Origin of the sequence: Mesorhizobium sp. M0778 (assembly GCF_040320105.1) — a bacterium.
In the GTDB taxonomy this organism is placed as follows: Bacteria; Pseudomonadota; Alphaproteobacteria; order Rhizobiales; family Rhizobiaceae; genus Mesorhizobium.
Map to the genome: position 1 here is coordinate 537158 of NZ_JAMYPA010000001.1, position 15450 is coordinate 552607.

At 61.7% G+C, this 15450-nt stretch carries 17 protein-coding genes and 1 pseudogene; 10 read left to right on the forward strand and 8 right to left on the reverse strand.

Translation table 11 applies throughout. The features are described 5' to 3' along the window. Positions 1 to 21 precede the first annotated feature (21 nt). The 4 genes and pseudogenes from xylF to NKI22_RS02775 all read left to right on the forward strand — a co-directional run bounded on the left by xylF (position 22) and on the right by NKI22_RS02775 (position 5101). Positions 22 to 1062, forward strand: coding sequence for a D-xylose ABC transporter substrate-binding protein (gene xylF / locus NKI22_RS02760; protein WP_352958188.1), 1041 nt, complete (start codon positions 22 to 24; stop codon positions 1060 to 1062). Between the two features lie 142 nt (positions 1063 to 1204). Beyond that, positions 1205 to 2534 (forward strand): annotated as a pseudogene (locus NKI22_RS02765) (sugar ABC transporter permease). A gap of 14 nt (positions 2535 to 2548) precedes the next feature. Beyond that, entirely contained in the window at positions 2549 to 3349 is an 801-nt protein-coding gene (locus tag NKI22_RS02770; protein WP_023720922.1) for an ATP-binding cassette domain-containing protein, read from the forward strand. Between the two features lie 129 nt (positions 3350 to 3478). Next, positions 3479 to 5101, forward strand: coding sequence for a CHASE domain-containing protein (locus NKI22_RS02775; protein ID WP_352817753.1), 1623 nt, complete (start codon positions 3479 to 3481; stop codon positions 5099 to 5101). Positions 5102 to 5200: 99 nt separating this feature from the next. Here NKI22_RS02775 and NKI22_RS02780 read toward each other — a convergent pair whose 3' ends face one another. From NKI22_RS02780 to NKI22_RS02800, 5 genes are all read right to left on the reverse strand, one after another. Further along, a complete protein-coding gene (locus tag NKI22_RS02780) occupies positions 5201 to 5446 on the reverse strand; it encodes a YMGG-like glycine zipper-containing protein (protein WP_006328050.1) in 246 nt (81 codons plus the stop codon). Between the two features lie 345 nt (positions 5447 to 5791). Beyond that, positions 5792 to 5962 carry a hypothetical protein gene (locus NKI22_RS02785; RefSeq protein WP_352494195.1) on the reverse strand — a complete coding sequence of 57 codons (171 nt, stop codon included), beginning with the start codon at positions 5960 to 5962 and terminating at the stop codon, positions 5792 to 5794. Positions 5963 to 6100: 138 nt separating this feature from the next. Then, complete coding sequence (locus tag NKI22_RS02790) at positions 6101 to 7135, reverse strand: sensor histidine kinase (RefSeq protein WP_352515608.1); 1035 nt, start codon at positions 7133 to 7135, stop codon at positions 6101 to 6103. A gap of 190 nt (positions 7136 to 7325) precedes the next feature. Then, positions 7326 to 7490: a DUF1328 domain-containing protein gene (locus NKI22_RS02795; protein ID WP_023678541.1), complete on the reverse strand. Its 165-nt coding sequence runs from the start codon at positions 7488 to 7490 to the stop codon at positions 7326 to 7328. 241 nt (positions 7491 to 7731) lie between these two features. Further along, positions 7732 to 8526, reverse strand: coding sequence for a response regulator (locus NKI22_RS02800; RefSeq protein WP_023678542.1), 795 nt, complete (start codon positions 8524 to 8526; stop codon positions 7732 to 7734). Positions 8527 to 8741: 215 nt separating this feature from the next. Here NKI22_RS02800 and NKI22_RS02805 point away from each other — a divergent pair, with 215 nt between their 5' ends. Next, positions 8742 to 8945: a NepR family anti-sigma factor gene (locus NKI22_RS02805; protein ID WP_023720919.1), complete on the forward strand. Its 204-nt coding sequence runs from the start codon at positions 8742 to 8744 to the stop codon at positions 8943 to 8945. A gap of 3 nt (positions 8946 to 8948) precedes the next feature. Then, positions 8949 to 9500: a sigma-70 family RNA polymerase sigma factor gene (locus NKI22_RS02810; protein ID WP_023678544.1), complete on the forward strand. Its 552-nt coding sequence runs from the start codon at positions 8949 to 8951 to the stop codon at positions 9498 to 9500. A 31-nt stretch (positions 9501 to 9531) separates the two neighbouring features. Here NKI22_RS02810 and NKI22_RS02815 read toward each other — a convergent pair whose 3' ends face one another. Beyond that, positions 9532 to 9900 carry a response regulator gene (locus tag NKI22_RS02815; protein ID WP_023720918.1) on the reverse strand — a complete coding sequence of 123 codons (369 nt, stop codon included), beginning with the start codon at positions 9898 to 9900 and terminating at the stop codon, positions 9532 to 9534. A gap of 226 nt (positions 9901 to 10126) precedes the next feature. On the opposite strand from NKI22_RS02815, the gene NKI22_RS02820 reads away from it, so the two are divergent. Both NKI22_RS02820 and NKI22_RS02825 read left to right on the forward strand, forming a co-directional pair. Next, entirely contained in the window at positions 10127 to 10453 is a 327-nt protein-coding gene (locus tag NKI22_RS02820) for an ElaB/YgaM/YqjD family protein (RefSeq protein ID WP_023720917.1), read from the forward strand. 10 nt (positions 10454 to 10463) lie between these two features. Continuing rightward, the gene (locus tag NKI22_RS02825; RefSeq protein ID WP_023720916.1) at positions 10464 to 10943 is read left to right on the forward strand and encodes a hypothetical protein; all 480 of its coding nucleotides are present in this window, start codon (positions 10464 to 10466) and stop codon (positions 10941 to 10943) included. A gap of 58 nt (positions 10944 to 11001) precedes the next feature. On the opposite strand, the gene NKI22_RS02830 is transcribed toward NKI22_RS02825, so the two are convergent. Further along, on the reverse strand, positions 11002 to 12528 hold the full coding sequence (locus NKI22_RS02830; RefSeq protein WP_023720915.1) for a sensor histidine kinase: 1527 nt from the start codon (positions 12526 to 12528) through the stop codon (positions 11002 to 11004). A gap of 146 nt (positions 12529 to 12674) precedes the next feature. On the opposite strand from NKI22_RS02830, the gene NKI22_RS02835 reads away from it, so the two are divergent. Further along, positions 12675 to 12848: a hypothetical protein gene (locus NKI22_RS02835; protein ID WP_023720914.1), complete on the forward strand. Its 174-nt coding sequence runs from the start codon at positions 12675 to 12677 to the stop codon at positions 12846 to 12848. A 59-nt stretch (positions 12849 to 12907) separates the two neighbouring features. Here the strand turns inward: NKI22_RS02835 and NKI22_RS02840 are convergent, their stop codons facing one another. Further along, positions 12908 to 13828 (reverse strand): diacylglycerol/lipid kinase family protein, encoded by a 921-nt coding sequence (locus tag NKI22_RS02840; RefSeq protein ID WP_352547166.1) that lies wholly within the window; start codon positions 13826 to 13828, stop codon positions 12908 to 12910. A 252-nt stretch (positions 13829 to 14080) separates the two neighbouring features. Between NKI22_RS02840 and NKI22_RS02845 the strand changes: the two genes are divergently transcribed. Then, positions 14081 to 15427, forward strand: a complete 1347-nt coding sequence (locus tag NKI22_RS02845; protein ID WP_352480849.1) for a PRC-barrel domain-containing protein — start codon at positions 14081 to 14083, stop codon at positions 15425 to 15427. Positions 15428 to 15450 lie beyond the last annotated feature (23 nt).

Sequence of the window (15450 nt, forward strand, 5' to 3'; positions counted from 1 at the left end):
ACGCGGCGCAGGGAGGATATGATGAAGAAATTCACGACCGCCATTCTGGCGGGTGTCGCCATGACGCTGGCGCTTGCGTCGGTGGCGCAGGCTAAGGACAAGGTCATCGGCGTTTCCTGGTCGAACTTCCAGGAAGAGCGCTGGAAGACCGACGAAGCCGCAATGAAGGCGGCCATCGAGGCTGCCGGCGACAAGTATATCTCCGCCGACGCACAGTCCAATCCGGGCAAGCAGCTAACCGACGTCGAGAGCCTGATCTCGCAGGGCGCCAACGCACTGATCATCCTGGCGCAGGACGCCTCGGCGATAGGGCCGGCCGTGCAAAAGGCGCTGGACGAAGGTATTCCGGTTGTCGGCTACGACCGGCTGATCGAGAACAAGGACGTCTTTTACCTGACCTTCGACAACAAGGAAATCGGCCGCATGCAGGCCCGCGACGTGTTCAAGGTGAAGCCGGAAGGCAACTATGTCTTCATCAAGGGCTCGGGCGCCGATCCGAATGCCGATTTCCTTTTTGCCGGTTCGATGGAAGTGCTGAAGGACGCCATCGACAGCGGCAAGATCAAGAATGTCGGCGAGGCCTATACCGACGGCTGGCTGCCGGCCAACGCTCAGAAGAACATGGAACAGTTCCTGACCGCGAACGACAACAAGGTCGATGCGGTGGTCGCCGCTAACGACGGCACTGCCGGCGGCGTCGTCGCCGCACTGACGGCGCAAGGGTTGGCTGGATCGGTTCCGGTCTCGGGCCAGGACGGCGACCACGCCGCGCTGAACCGCATCGCGCTCGGCACACAGACGGTCTCGGTGTGGAAGGACGCGCGCGAGCTCGGCAAGAACGCCGCCGAGATCGCCTCGCAATTGGCCGACGGCAAGCAGATGACCGACATTGCCGGCGTGAAGGATTTCACCACGCCCGGCGGCAACACCGTAAAGTCCCTGTTCCTGACCCCGGTCGCCATCACCAAGGACAACCTCAACGTCGTCATCGACGCCGGCTGGATCAAGAAAGAAGAGGTCTGCGCGGGCGTGGCGGCGGGCGCTGTTCCGGTCTGCAACTGATCCGAGTTTCCGAGAAGTCCGAACGCCGCGGCCGCTTGCCGCGGCGTTTTTTCAAGAAAGAATTGTTTTTCCGCTTCCGGCGGATAACTTCTAGGCTGCTTCCGGCATCCGCGGCAGACGGCAACCCGGCGGGAGAAACATCATGACCGACACGACTTCCAACACGCCGGTCGACAGCTCGACGGCAGACCGGGCGCGGGAATCGGAGCTCGGCGTCGTTGCCCGATTTCTGAAGGCAACCGAACTCGACACGCGCATGCTCGGTATGGTCGGCGCGCTGCTGGTCATCTGGGTCGGGATCCACATACTGTCGGGCGGGCTCTTCCTGACGCCGCGCAATCTCTGGAACCTTTCGGTGCAGACCTCGTCGGTGGCGATCATGGCGACCGGCATGGTGCTGGTCATCGTGATGCGCAACATCGATCTTTCCGTCGGCTCCGTGGAAGGCGTGATCGGCATGGTGATGGGCGTGGCGCAGGCCGAATTCCTCGTCCGCATCATGGGATTTCAGCTTGGCAGCCCCTGGCTGTGGGTCATCGCACTGGCCGCCGGCCTGGTGCTCGGCCTGGCTATCGGAGCGTTTCAGGGTTTCATCATCGCCTATCTCCAGGTTCCTGCCTTTATCGTGACGCTCGGCGGATTGCTGGTCTGGCGCGGCATGGCATGGCTGATCCAGCGGGCGCACCGTTGCGCCGCTGGACAGGACCTTCCAGCTGATGGGCGGCGGACCACGGGGCTCGATCGGCGCCACCTGGAGCTGGATCGTCGGTGTCCTCGCCTGCGCGGCCGTTGCCTTCATGCTCTTCAACGGCCGCTCGCAGCGCAAGCGCTTCAACTTTCCGCTGCGCCCTGTCTGGGCGGAAAGCTTGCTCGGCGTGATAGCCTGCGCCGCCATCCTCGGCGCCGTGTGGATCGCCAATTCCTATCCTTGGCCGGTCGGCATCGTACGCCAATATGCCCAGCAGAACGGCATCACCGTTCCCGAGGGCGGGTTGTTCATCGCCCACGGCATCGCCATACCTGTGCTGATGGCCGTGGCCGCGGGCATCGTCATGACCTTCATCACCAGACGCACCCGTTTCGGCCGCTATGTCTTTGCCATAGGCGGCAATCCGGAAGCGGCCGAACTCGCCGGCATCAACACACGCTGGGTCACCATGAAGGTGTTCATGATCATGGGCGTGCTGGCCGCGATCAGTGCGGCGATCGCATCGGCGCGCCTCAACGCGTCGACTAATGCGCTGGGGACCCTGGACGAGCTGCTGGTCATCGCGGCGGCCGTGATCGGCGGCACGTCGCTCGCCGGCGGCTCCGGCACGGTGCTCGGCGCCATGCTCGGCGCGCTTTTGATGCAGTCGCTGCAATCCGGCATGGTGCTGCTCGGCATCGATTCGCCGCTGCAGAGCATCGTTGTCGGCGCCGTGCTGGTGGTCGCGGTGTGGCTCGATACCGTCTATCGCAAACGGGTCTAGTGAGGAGAACGAGCATGGCAGACAGGACCGCTCCCACGGGCACGCCGCTGATCGACATGCGCAACATCTCGATCGCCTTCGGCGGCATTCGCGCCGTCGACGATGCCTCGGTCGATCTTTTTCCGGGCGAGGTGATGGCTTTGCTCGGCCATAACGGTGCCGGCAAATCGACGTTGATAAAAATCCTGTCCGGCGCCTACAAGCGCGATGCGGGCCAGATTTTCGTCAACGGCGAGGAGGCTTCGATCTCCAATCCCCGCGACGCCAAGAAGTACGGTATCGAGACGATCTACCAGACGCTGGCGCTGGCCGATAATGTCGACGCGGCTGCCAACCTGTTTCTCGGCCGTGAGCTGATGACCGGCTGGGGTACGCTCGACGACGTCGCCATGGAGGCTGAGGCGCGCAAGGTGATGGGCAGGCTCAATCCGCGCTTCCAACGCTTCAAGGAGCCGGTGGTAAAGCTTTCGGGCGGCCAGCGGCAGTCGGTTGCGATCGCCCGCGCCATCCTGTTCAACGCCCGCATCCTGATCATGGACGAGCCGACAGCGGCACTCGGGCCGCAGGAGACGGCACAGGTCGGCGAACTGGTCAGGCAGCTCAAGGCCGACGGCATCGGCATCTTCCTGATCAGCCATGACATCCATGACGTGTTCGAGCTTGCCGACCGCGTCTGCGTCATGAAGAACGGTCGGGTTGTCGGCACGGCGCGCACGACCGATGTCACCCAGGACGAGGTGCTCGGCATGATCATCCTCGGCAAGTGCCCGCCCGGCGCCATCCCAGGGCCGGGCGCCCTGAAGATCGCGGCCTGAACGAGAATTAGCCGGCTAATCACAAGTCGCCAAAATGTGCCAGCAGTCACCATGCTTTGGCCTCCCCATTGTGTTGGCGTCGGGAGTTGCCCATAAAGATGCCGAACCGTCCACGGGACGTATCGGCAATTGAAGAAACTCTTTCCGACCGTAGCTTTCATCGCCGTCGCGCTGATCAGCCTGACGATGGCGGGTTTTGCCTATTTTGCCACCCAGGAAGCCGCCCGTATAAAATTCGAGGCGACGGCGGACGACGCGCTTAACCGGATCGAAAGCCGCATCGACCTGGACCTGTCGCTGCTGCGCTCAACCCGGGCATTGTTCGATGCGCGCAATGGCGGTATCTCGCAAGGCGAGTTCAAGGCTTTCTTCAACGCGCTCGACATCGACAATAATTTCGCCGGCCTGCGCGGCATCGGCTTCCTCCGCCTGGCGAAAACTGAAAACGAGGCGGCGGTCGAGCGCGATATCCTGCACGATCACGGCGCAAGCCATCCGATCTATCCCGACACGAACTTGCCGTGGCGTACGCCCATCGTGCTGTTCGAGCCGCTGGACCCGTCCAATAAATCCAGCATCGGTTATGATATGTTCGCCGGGCCGGTGCGGCGCGAGGCGATCGAAAAGGCGATGGTCGACGACCAGCTGCACGCCAGCGGGCTCGTGCAGCTCGGCAAGGATACGGGTGCCGCGCAGACCTTCACCGGGTTCCTCGTCTTCGTCCGGCTCAATGTCGAAACCGCGCCGGACGCCGTCAACGCATCGAGATCTTCGACTGCCGGCTTCCTCTATGCGGCCTTCCGCTCCCGGGACCTGTTCCAGGCTGCGCTCAGCCGGGCACCTCTGTTGCCGGTCAACACCGAAATCTATGACGGCGCTGTGAACAGTGACAACCTGCTGTTCCAGTCGGAAACGCCGCCTGTTTCAGCCCTTGGCGACAGGCTGCTGATCACCCGCAAGATCACCGTTGCCGGTCGGCCGTGGGTCGTCCTGTTCAGGCCGACAAGTGCTTTCTCGCAACCTTCCTCGCGTGCCATTCCGGTGATGCTCGGATTGTTCGGGCTACTGCTTGCGGGCGCCATCGCGCTGGTGGCCCGCTATCAGGAGCGGGCCTATGAGGCGGTCTCGCTGCTTCACGAAACGACCGAAAAGAGCCTGCTGGAAAAAGACCTGATGCTGCAGGAGATGAAGCATCGCATCAAGAACTCGATCACGCGGGTGCTGGCAATCGCGCGCCAGACAGCATCGCACACCGCCGACGTCCAAGAGTTCTCGGCATCATTTTCGGCTCGGCTGCAGGCGATGGCGGCTTCCCAGGACATGCTGACGCGCTCACGCTGGCAGAAAGCCGATCTCGGCGACCTGCTGCGCATCGAGCTTGGCCAAGTGTTCGGAAGCGAGCTTCCTGAAGGGCTGTTGTCGGGACCGGAGGTTCTTCTCGACGAAAAGACGACGCAGGCACTCGGCCTCGTCTTTCACGAACTGGCGACGAATGCGCTGAAGCATGGCGAAACCGGCAATTCAGTCGGTGCGCTCAAGGTCGACTGGTCGCTCGAAGGCCGCGGCGGAGCCCGGACATTGGCTCTCAACTGGCGCGAGGCCGGGCAGAGGAAGCTCGAGACACCGGCGAAGAGCGGTTTCGGCACCAGACTGATCGATCTCAACGTCACACGCGAGTTGCGTGGCACAATCAGGCGCGATTTTCACGAAAACGGCTTGAACGTGGAAATCAAGGTTCCGCTGCCGGCTTGAAACGCCGTCTCGTGAGCCGCATCGCGACAGCGCTTTGGAAGTGCAAACGCGGAGACAGGTGGTCTGCCTCCGCGTTTGCTGTTCGCCTGGAACTCGAAACTAGTTGCAGCGAGCTGTGTAGATCCGGCCGTGACGATCTCTGTATTGGCAGTAGCCATTTTGCAGGCGGCGAACCAGCAGACCGCCAATCGCACCAGCGCCAGCGCCGATCAAAGCGCCCTTGCCGCCGCCGACAGCGCCACCAATAAGCGCGCCGCCCACAGTGCCGATACCCACGTTCTCTTCCGTGGTGGTGCAGCCGCTGACCGCAACCACGGCAACCATGGCAATAATCATCTTCCGCATGGAGTCATCCTCACTTTGTCCTCACTTTAACAAGCTCCAGCCGCCATCTAGCATGAAAGTGCGGCCTCTGCGCGCACGATTTCATTGTTGATTAAGATAGTCTTTTCGGACGTGCGCCGTTCGATGCTACCACGAACTCGGAAATCTCCAAGGACGCATCGAGCGTGGCGTCGGGATGCACATTCCAGACAATCCTGTCATAGCCGTCCTCGAGCGCAGGATCGACGGCAAGACATTTGGCGCCGACATGTTGGGCTTGGCCCTGCCGGTCGATGACCGCGAACGGGGGCGCGCCGCCGTGCACTCGGCCGCGGTTTCAAAGGAATCAAGCAGAGGCGAGCTCGATCAGATCAACTGGGACGCGGCGGTCAGGACGATCGCGGCCATAAGCGCAAAGGCGGCGAAGCGAAGGGGCAAAGCACGAGGCGCGGGCGCTGCGGACACGTCGGGATCCTGAAAACCGCCCATCGAGACGCGAGCGGCCTGTTCCAGTCTGTTCAAGTCGGCAGCCGTCAAGGCCCATTCCTTTCATATTGTGCCAAACTCAATCAATGTCCGCTGAATCGGCACGTTCGGACAGGATCGGACTTTATGGTGAACAGTCGGTTAAGGCGGGGTGATGCAGCCAGCCTTCTTCCTGCGGCCGCCGTTCGTTCAATCCGTCTCGAAATTGCCGTGAGGAACGACAAGACGGTATTCGAGGCGGTTCCCGGTGATCTCAAGTGTCGCCGTTCCATTCAACGAAGTGGGCACGACGCGTTCAAGTGCGACGCTGCCAAAACGCTTCTCGCTGCGTTGATTGTCGTTGGCTCCGATCACTTCGGCCCATGTCAGCGACAGCGCAGGCTCGCCAGCGGAAGCGGCCGTCAGATCGGCCGTCACCTCGACGAAACCATCGCTGCGCGACAGCGCGCCATAGCTGACCGAATTGACGGCGAGCTCATGCATGGCCAAGCCGATGTGCAAGGCAGCATTGGGATTGAGATATGGATTTGCGCCGCGGAAACGCAGGCTGTGCATGGGGTCCGCGCCGTACCTTCCGACCTGACCGGAAACCAGCTCGCGCAGCGCCGCTCCCCGCCAGTTGGATGACGTAACTAGGTCCTGCGAGGAGGCCAGCGACTGCAATCGGCCCCGGAAACGCGTCAGGAAATCGTCAATGCTGCCGGAATAACGCCCCGTCTGGGTGGCGATGCTCTGGATGATGGCCAAAAGGTTCTTGGAGCGGTGACTGACCTCGCGCAGCAGCGCCTTCAGCGTCTGCTCCCGGCGTTTCTGCTCGGTTGTTTCGACCATGGTGGTCACGACGCCCTGCACCGCGCCGGTCTCGCTGCGGTCGGCGTCGATCCATACCTGAAACCAGCGGGCGCCATCATCGGCCGGCACGCTGAGTTCGAGATGTTGAGGATTGCCGGAGACGATGACGTCGTGCTTGGCGGCGCCGATACGCTCTGCCTGCGCCGGCGGCAAGATGCCGTTGTTGTCGGAGGCATCAGAGGTCCATGGTGCGCGCATGTTGCGCGCCCACACCGTCTTCATCTCGCGATCCTGGTATAGAACGGAAATCCCGGCATTGTGCAAGGCGTGGAGAAGGGCTCGGCCAAGCTGCATTCCGCTTTCGGCGGGATGCAGAGCGATGATCTCATCCCTCTGGCCGCGGTCTTTCATTTTTCCGACTCTGGAACGCATCGGTAATTTGCTCAACCCACGTCGGGCTGAACGGCTCACGGAAAAATGGGTTCCAAAAGGAGGAGCTTCGGATCGAGCCCTAAAAAGCGGTCCGCCGAGCGGCATCCCGTTGGAGGACACTGCCCGGCGGTGGCTGGAAACCGTTTGAGGGGTGCGGCTTCCAGTGTTCGCTTGAATGGCCGCTTGGCATTCACGCCCGTCTGATCAGGCCGGCAATAAGCGATATGATCAGGAAGGCGAGAAAGATGAAGAACAATATCTGCGCTATGCCGGCCGAAGTGCCAGCGATGCCGCCGAAACCAAGCGCACCGGCGATGATCGCCACGACGAGAAATACGAGCGCCCAGTAAAGCATGATCCATCTCCTTCCAATGCTGCGGTGAAAACGTGATTCGCCTCCGTTTGTTCCACCATTTCCCGAAAAAGACGATGCTGAAAATCGTTACGGCCCGAATTGCTGCGGTGTGTGCGAAAAGGTTCTCGTCAGGTTCGGCAGCAGTTGGCTGTCGTGTGTTAAGTCGGCGTCACGCCCCCATCCGGTCCAAGGGGAGTGGCTATCCCACACCCTGGCGGCCGCAACTCGGTCGCCAGCTGTTTTATGCCGCGGCCTTCGCGTGCCGGTCAAAGAACAGGGCCTGGCTGATAAGAGCCTTGACCATATCCGGGTTGAATGGCTTGGTGACGAGGAAAGCCGGTTCCGGCCGCTCGCCGGTGAGCAACCGCTCGGGAAAGGCGGTGATGAAGATCACCGGCACCGAGGTGGACGACAGGATTTCATTGACGGCCGCGATGCCCGAACTGCCGTCGGCGAGCTGAATATCGGCAAGCACCATCTTTGGCCGCGCCTTGCCGAACATCGCCACCGCCTCCGCGTGGGTGCGCGCTGTTCCGACGACGCGGTGGCCGAGGCTTTCGACCATTTCCTCGATATCCATGGCGATCAGCGGCTCATCCTCGATGATCAGCACGTCGGTTGCCACCTGACGGGAGATCTCGTTGCTCGCCTGAGCGAGAAGTTCTGAGAATTCCTGTTCGTCGACGTCGAGAATCTCCGCCGCCTCGTCTTCGCTGAAGCCTTCGACGGCGACCAGCAGAAAGGCCTGGCGGGGACGAGGCGCGATTGCATTCAGATTGGCCGCGGCGCGCTGCTCCCATGCCGATTGGGCATGCTCCTGCGGAACGCGAATGGCCACCGAGGTGAAGAGCTTGGCAAAGACCTTGTAGAGTGCGATGCGGTCGTTCGATGCGTCCGGAAAGATATCGACATCGGCAATGATGGCCTCGAGCATTGCGGCGACCAACGCGTCGCCGCTCTCCTGCGATCCGGATACCGCGCGCGAGAAGCGGCGCAGGAACGGCAGGTGCGGAGCGATGGTTGCTGATAGGCTCATATCGGACGTCTCCCTCATATGACGTGATTACATGTTACAGCTAAAAACGGTTCGCAAGCCCAAAGTTAAAAACGCGGGTTGTGCGAAAAAGTTCCGGTCATGCGGAACTAAGTATGCGGGCTGGCGTTTAGGGCGGGGTTGGGCAACCAGACGAGGCTGCCGCTTGCCTTGCGTTATGTGTTGAAGGGCGGCTTAAGGCTGGGACAAAGGGCGAAATGAAGAACATGACGAAAGCTACCACGGCTGGCGTTGGCAACGGGCGCCGGGCTGCTTCCCGCGACCCGCTTGGGCCGAACTCGGAAATCGGCCGCAAACTCAAACAATATTACGACGAGCTGGTCTCCGACAATGTGCCGGATCGCTTCGCACAACTGCTCAGCCAGTTGGAAAAGGCCGAACCTGTACAGAAGAAGGACTGAGGCATGGCGGCCGTCTCCCAGGGCTTCAAGACCGACTTGCTCGGCTCGATCCCGAGCCTGCGGGCTTTTGCCGTGTCGCTGACGCAAAATGCCGACAAGGCCGACGACCTGGTGCAGGAAACATTAGTCAAGGCCTGGGACAAGCATGAAAGCTTCCAGCCCGGCACCAATCTGAAGGCATGGCTGTTCACGATCTTGCGCAACGAATTCTATTCGCAGATGCGCAAGCGCGGCCGCGAGGTGCAGGACAGCGATGGCGTCATGACGGCCAGACTTGCCGTTCATCCGGCCCAGCACGGCCAGCTTGACCTCGAAGACTTTCGCGGCGCGCTCGAGTTGCTGCCCGAAGACCAGCGCGAAGCCATTATCCTCATCGGCGCATCGGGCTTCTCCTACGAGGAAGCGGCCGAGATCTGCGGCTGCGCCGTCGGAACGATCAAGAGCCGCGTCAGCCGCGCCCGCACGCGGCTGCAGGAAATCTTGAAGATCTCCGGTGAAGACGAGTATGGCCCGGACGCAATTTCGGCTCAGGTAACGGGGTCGACGGCAGCGTGAAGCGTGGGCGTGTTCGAGCCGCTCCGCGCCCTCAGCGCCTGCAGGCCGCTGCCACTGCCTCGACGAGATCGTCTCCCGAATAGGGCTTGGTGACCAGTCTGACGCCGGGAAACGATTTCTTGATCTCGTCCATATCCGACTGGCCCGAGGCGAAGACGAACGGGATGCCAGCTTCACGCAGCCGTGAAGCAAATTGAAGCGTCGAAACGCCGCTCAGCATGAGGTCGACGATGGCCACGTCGAACTGCGCGGTAACGTCTTGCTGTTCGATCTCAGTCAGATCACGGGCGATGACCACATCGAGCGCGCCGTAGTCGCGACAAAGCTGCTCGATATCCATGGCAATCAGGAACTCATCTTCCAGGATAAGAATCCGCAAACCGTCAAGCGATGGGCCCACGCAGCAATATCTCCTTAAATGCGCCTCTATCTTCAAACCGGGGAAGTCATGATCGCTATTTGGCATGCTGTCATTTAAAAAAGACATGCCGGCGGATGCGTCGGCCGCGGCCCTTGCAAGGCATTTGCAACGAGCGCTGCCGGAGATAGGGTTAGAAGAGGTTCGTGCCGGAACCTTGGGGTCTGTTGGGCGTTTTCGACCGAGCAAAAGCAAGGAGAGTGAAGCAATGGCGACTGCCGCAGGAAAGGCCGCGAACGAAGCCCGCACGAATTCCGATATTGAGGCCGACATCGCACAACTGAAGGCCGACATCGACCAACTTACCAAGCTGTTGGCCAAAACTGGCGAACATGGCTACGGGGCTGCGCGGCGCGCCGCCGCCGAGGGCGTCGAGCAGTTGCGAACCCAGGGCGAAGCAGCCTTCGACAGCCTGCGCAGCAACGCCAAAGACATCGAGGCGCAGCTGATAGCCCATATGCGCGAAAAGCCTGTGACTTCGCTGGCGATCGCCGCAGGCGTCGGGTTCCTCTTCGCACTCCTCGCGCGCCGCTAGTTCTGCACGCATGGGAATGCTTGCATCGCTGATCTCGGGCCTCGCCTCGGGCGAAACCATTGCGGCGATACAACGCGCGCGCGTCGCTGCGATGGTCTATTCGGTCGCAGCACTCGCGGCGCTGTGCGGCCTCGGCTTCCTAGTCGGGGCAGCCTATATCTGGACGGCGGCCCGCTATGGACCGATGGCAGCGTCGTTGAGCTTCGGGATCGGCTTTCTGGCAATCGCCGGTCTCATCCTGCTCGTCTACCGGATGTCGGCCGGCTCGCGCGCCAGACGCCGGGCGAAGCGACGCAACGCCGACATGAAGGCGGTCGGCATCGCCGCAGCACTCGCCGTGCTGCCGGCGCTGCTCAAGGGCAAAGGTGGCGTGGCGAAGGGCGGATTGGGCGCCATTCTCGGCCCGGCGATAGCACTCGCAGCCTACGCCATCTACCGCGAGAACGTGAAGCCCGACTCCGACGATCCGGATACCGGCAAAGGGAAATAGTTCGGAAGCGGATAGTTCGGCCCAAACGATTCTGGCGCCCGGTCGAAAAATCCTCGCGTCACAAATCGTCGAGCGGCATCGATATTTCCGCGATTACGCCGTCGGGCCGGAATTCATGGGTCACCTCGCTGGAAATGACCTTGGCCAGGCTGCGGCGGATCAGGATCGAGCCGAAGCCATGGCGTTCGGGCGGCGCAACCCGCGGGCCGCCGCTTTCACGCCAAGCCAGCAACAGACGTCGTGCACCCTTCCTGCCTTGCACCTTCCAATTGAGATCGACCTTTCCGGAAGAAACCGAGAGCGCCCCATGTTGTAGTGCGTTACTTGCCAGTTCATGCAGGATCAGGCCGAGTCCGACTGCCTGGTCGGGTGAGAGCAGGACATCGGTGCCGGAGATCGCCATGCGCGATTGTCCAGCGGTTTGAAACGGCTTTACTTCGATCTCCACCAACTCCCGAATGCCGATGCCGCGCCACTCGCGGTCCGACAGCAGGCTGTGCGCAACGCCCAGCGCCTGCAGCCTGGCGCTGAAAGCTTCAAGGAATTCGCTTGGCTGACGGGCATGGCGAACGGTCTGCGTCGCCAGCGCCTGTACGGTTGCCAAAGTGTTCTTGACGCGGTGATTGAGCTCGCGCAGCAACAGCCGTTGACGTTCTTCGCCAAGCTTGCGTTCGGTGATGTCGTAGTTGACGCCGAAGATCAGCGTCGGCTTGCCCTCGCCGTCGCGCTCTATGACGCGGCCGCGCGTTGCGATCCATCGCGGCGGATCGAGGCCTTTGACACGGTATTCGCCAAAATAATCGTCGCTGCCGGTCAGCGCGTCGCGAAAGCGTGTTTCGGTCTGATGAACGTCGCGCGGGTCGATGGCGGTCAGGATGTCGCGCGCTCTCAGCCTGTTCGACTTGGGCAAGTTGAACAATTCGGACAGCAGGACATCGCAGTCGATCATGTCGCTGCGGATATCCCATGCCCAACTGGCGAGCGAAGCTGCATCGAGCGCAATAGCGCGCCGCTTTTCCTCTCGAGCCAGTGCGGCCTCGGCAATCGCTGCGCTGCGGGTTGCATCCTTCAGCGTGAACAGGCTCGCGGCGAGGCCAGCTAGCGCCGACAGTTGGTCGATCTGGACAGAAGAGGGACGTGCGTGCGGCTTCCGGTCGAGCACGCAGAGCGTGCCGATCAGTGCGCCGTCGACTACGATCGGCACGCCGGCGTAAAAGCGGATATGATGCTCGCCGGTGACCAGCGGATTGGCTTTGAACCGCGGATCCGTCGCCGCGTCGGCCACCACCATCGGCACGTCGCCGGCTGCGATGGTATAGGCGCAGAACGATGTCTCGGTTGCGGTTTCGGTCTCGTTGAGGCCGATACAGGACTTGAACCACTGCCGCTCGGCATCGACCAGCGTGATCAGTGCGACAGGCGTTTGCATCGCCGAAGCGGCAAGACCGCTGATACGGTCGAAATCAGGGTCGGCAGCCGTATCCAGCGCGTCGAGGCCGTGCAGCACGGCAAGGCGGTCCGCAGCGCCCACCACATGGCGAATATCGACCGGCAGGCCCGGCTTTGTCTGGCTATTGTCGTCCACTACGCCCCCAGTGGCCGGCCCCGCTGATTGATCAGGCCAACCGGCCCGTTTGCCGCCTTGTCGAGCCGGAACTTTCGCAGCGGGGAGCCGTTACCAGCCAATGCCCTGCTAGCTACGCCTGCCGGCGCCAAATATGGAGCCAGACCATGCCAAAAATCGTTCCTGAAAACAAAGCCCGACAAGGGCGGCGGGGTCAGCATGTCCTTCGTATCCTGATCGCCGCGCTGTTGCTGGCTTTTATCGCCTGGGGCGTCGCCGAAATCTACGGCTGGATGATCGAGACGCCTAAGACCGAGCAGGGCAACACACCCAGCGGCTAAACTCTCTCCATCTCTCGTGCCAACCCGCATCACGCAACCCCACATCACGCTACCTCACGTCAGGCAACCTTTGCCTCGGCGGCGCGCGCCGGGACGAGAACATTCAACGCGCGCGGATGGATTTCGACGGTCGTCTCGCGATCGAGCTTTACCAGTTCGCCGTCCATGACGGCCTGAACTTTCCTGTTCGTCGAATGGATTTTCAAAACGGCGCGGTTTGCCTGATGGATTTCGACATGCTCGTTGCCGCGCCATTTCCCACGGGCGACGTCAAAGAGGAACCTGATCAATTCGCCGCGCCGCCGTGCCACGGTGACATAGATGCCCAGCACGCCGCCTGCCGGATTGTCGGCATAGGGCAGGTGGCCCTCGCCGAACAGATTGTTGGTGATGCCGATACCGGTGATCCGGGTTCTGATCTCGGCCTCACCGACCGTCAGCGTTACGTTCATCGCCGGTGGATTGTTGATCGTTGCCCAAGCGGCTCGCACCGAAGCACGCATCTTCCCCAGCCGCGAGCCGAATTCCATCTTCTGGCGCAGTTGCACCATCCTGGCGTGCATGCCGATCGAGAATTGATGCACGAAAGGCCGGCCGTTGGCTGTTGCAATGTCAATCGCCATCACCTCGCCGTCCGCAAACGATTTCAGTGCCGCATCGAGGGTCTGCGGAATACCGAGGCCGCGCGCAAAAAGGTTCATTGTGCCAGCCGGCAGAATTGCCAGCGCCTTCTCCCCATTCATCAAACGGGCTGCCGCGGCCGAAATGGTGCCGTCGCCGCCGCCCGCCAGCACGACGTCGATGCCGCGCCTGGAAGCTACGCCGTCCAGCGTGGCGACGATATCCTTGCCGGCGACGATTTCGATATCGATCGAGTGGCCGGCAGTCTCAAGCGTGCCGCGCATCCGGCTGGCGAAGGCCTCAAGATCGATGGTGCGCAGGGTGCCCCCGTCCTTGTTCAGCACCGCTGCAAACCGCATGGCCGTTCCATTTTCCAGCACCTATCGGGCCGGGGCGGGGCCCCAGCCGGGAGTGGAACGGGGCGGCCGAGAAAATGTTCCGTTCGACCAGCGCGGCGAATCCGAGAACCATTGACATCGCACAGGGTGCACCGCGGCTTTTTTCGGAACAACAGTGTGGTCACAACGTTGTGAACATGCAGAAGACGCTGCGCCCGCAGTGACGCCAGGCGGGCAGGGCGTGCACGAAATCACCGACGAGGAGACACTAAGATGATCCGCACCCTTTTAACCACGACAGCAGTCGCAACATTGATTGCGACGGGTGCATTTGCGCAATCGGCGACGACCCCGGCGCCGGCGCAACCACCCGCCGCCCAGGATACCGCTCCGGCGATACGTGCCGAGGGCAGCCTTGCCACCAACATCATCGGCGAATCCGTCTATAATGGCACCGGCGACGATGCCCAGAATATCGGCAACATCAGCGACGTCGTCTTCGACGAGCGCGGCGAGGTAAAATCCGTCGTCATCGGCGTCGGCGGTTTTCTTGGCATAGGAACCAAGAACGTCGCTTTCGACTACAAAAAGATGCAATGGGCCGAAAGAAATGGCGACCGTTGGCTGATAGCGCAAACGACGAAGGATGAGTTGACGGCTCAGCCGGATTTCGACCGGAGGCCTTACGATCCGCCTCCGCCACCAGCTTCGGCGGATAATGCGGCGCCTGCCGCCCCTTCCACCAGCGCGCAAAATACAACCCCGGCGCCTGCCGCGCCGGCTGAGCCAGTGAAGCGCGCCGAGGGCAATCTCGCCACCAATATCATCGGCGAGACCGTCTATAACGGCACCGGCGACGACGCCCAAAACATCGGTGACGTGAACGACATCGTCATCAACAAGGAAGCCAAGGCGCAATCGCTGATCATCGGTGTCGGCGGCTTCCTCGGCATCGGCGAAAAGAACGTCGCCTATGATTTCGACAAGGCGCAGTGGGCCGAGAGGAACGGCGATCGCTGGCTGGTCGCGCAAACGACCAAGGAAGAGCTGCAGGCACAACCGGACTTCAACCGCAAGGCCTATGATCCGGCCCCGGCAACCACTGCGTCGAACGATGCCGCGGCTACTGCGCCTGCCACCGTCACGCCTACCGTGACGGCCAGCAACACCGCGACGACCAGCAACACTGACCAAGCCAGTAAAACGGCTCAAAATGCCCCGGCGCCGGCGCCCACGGCTAATTCCGCGGCCGACCAGACCAAGACCGGCTCGATCGACAAGTCGACGCTGACTGAAATGCCGATAGGCGAAATCCGGGCCGAGGATCTGGTTGGAACAACCGTTTACGGCGCCAATGATGCCAATGTCGGCGAGATCGGCGACGTCGTGCTGAGCGGCGACAAGAAGGTCGACGCAGTCATCATCGACGTCGGCGGCTTCCTCGGCGTCGGCGAGAAGGAGGTGGCAGTCGGTATGGACAACCTGAAATTCATGACCGACAAGAACGGCAAGCGCTATCTCTACACGAACTTCACCAAGGAGCAGCTCGAGGCGCAGGCCGCCTATGACAAGGGCAGCTATGCGCAAAACCGCGACAAACAGCGCATGATCATGCGGTAAGCTGCATCTCAGTCGACAGGTAA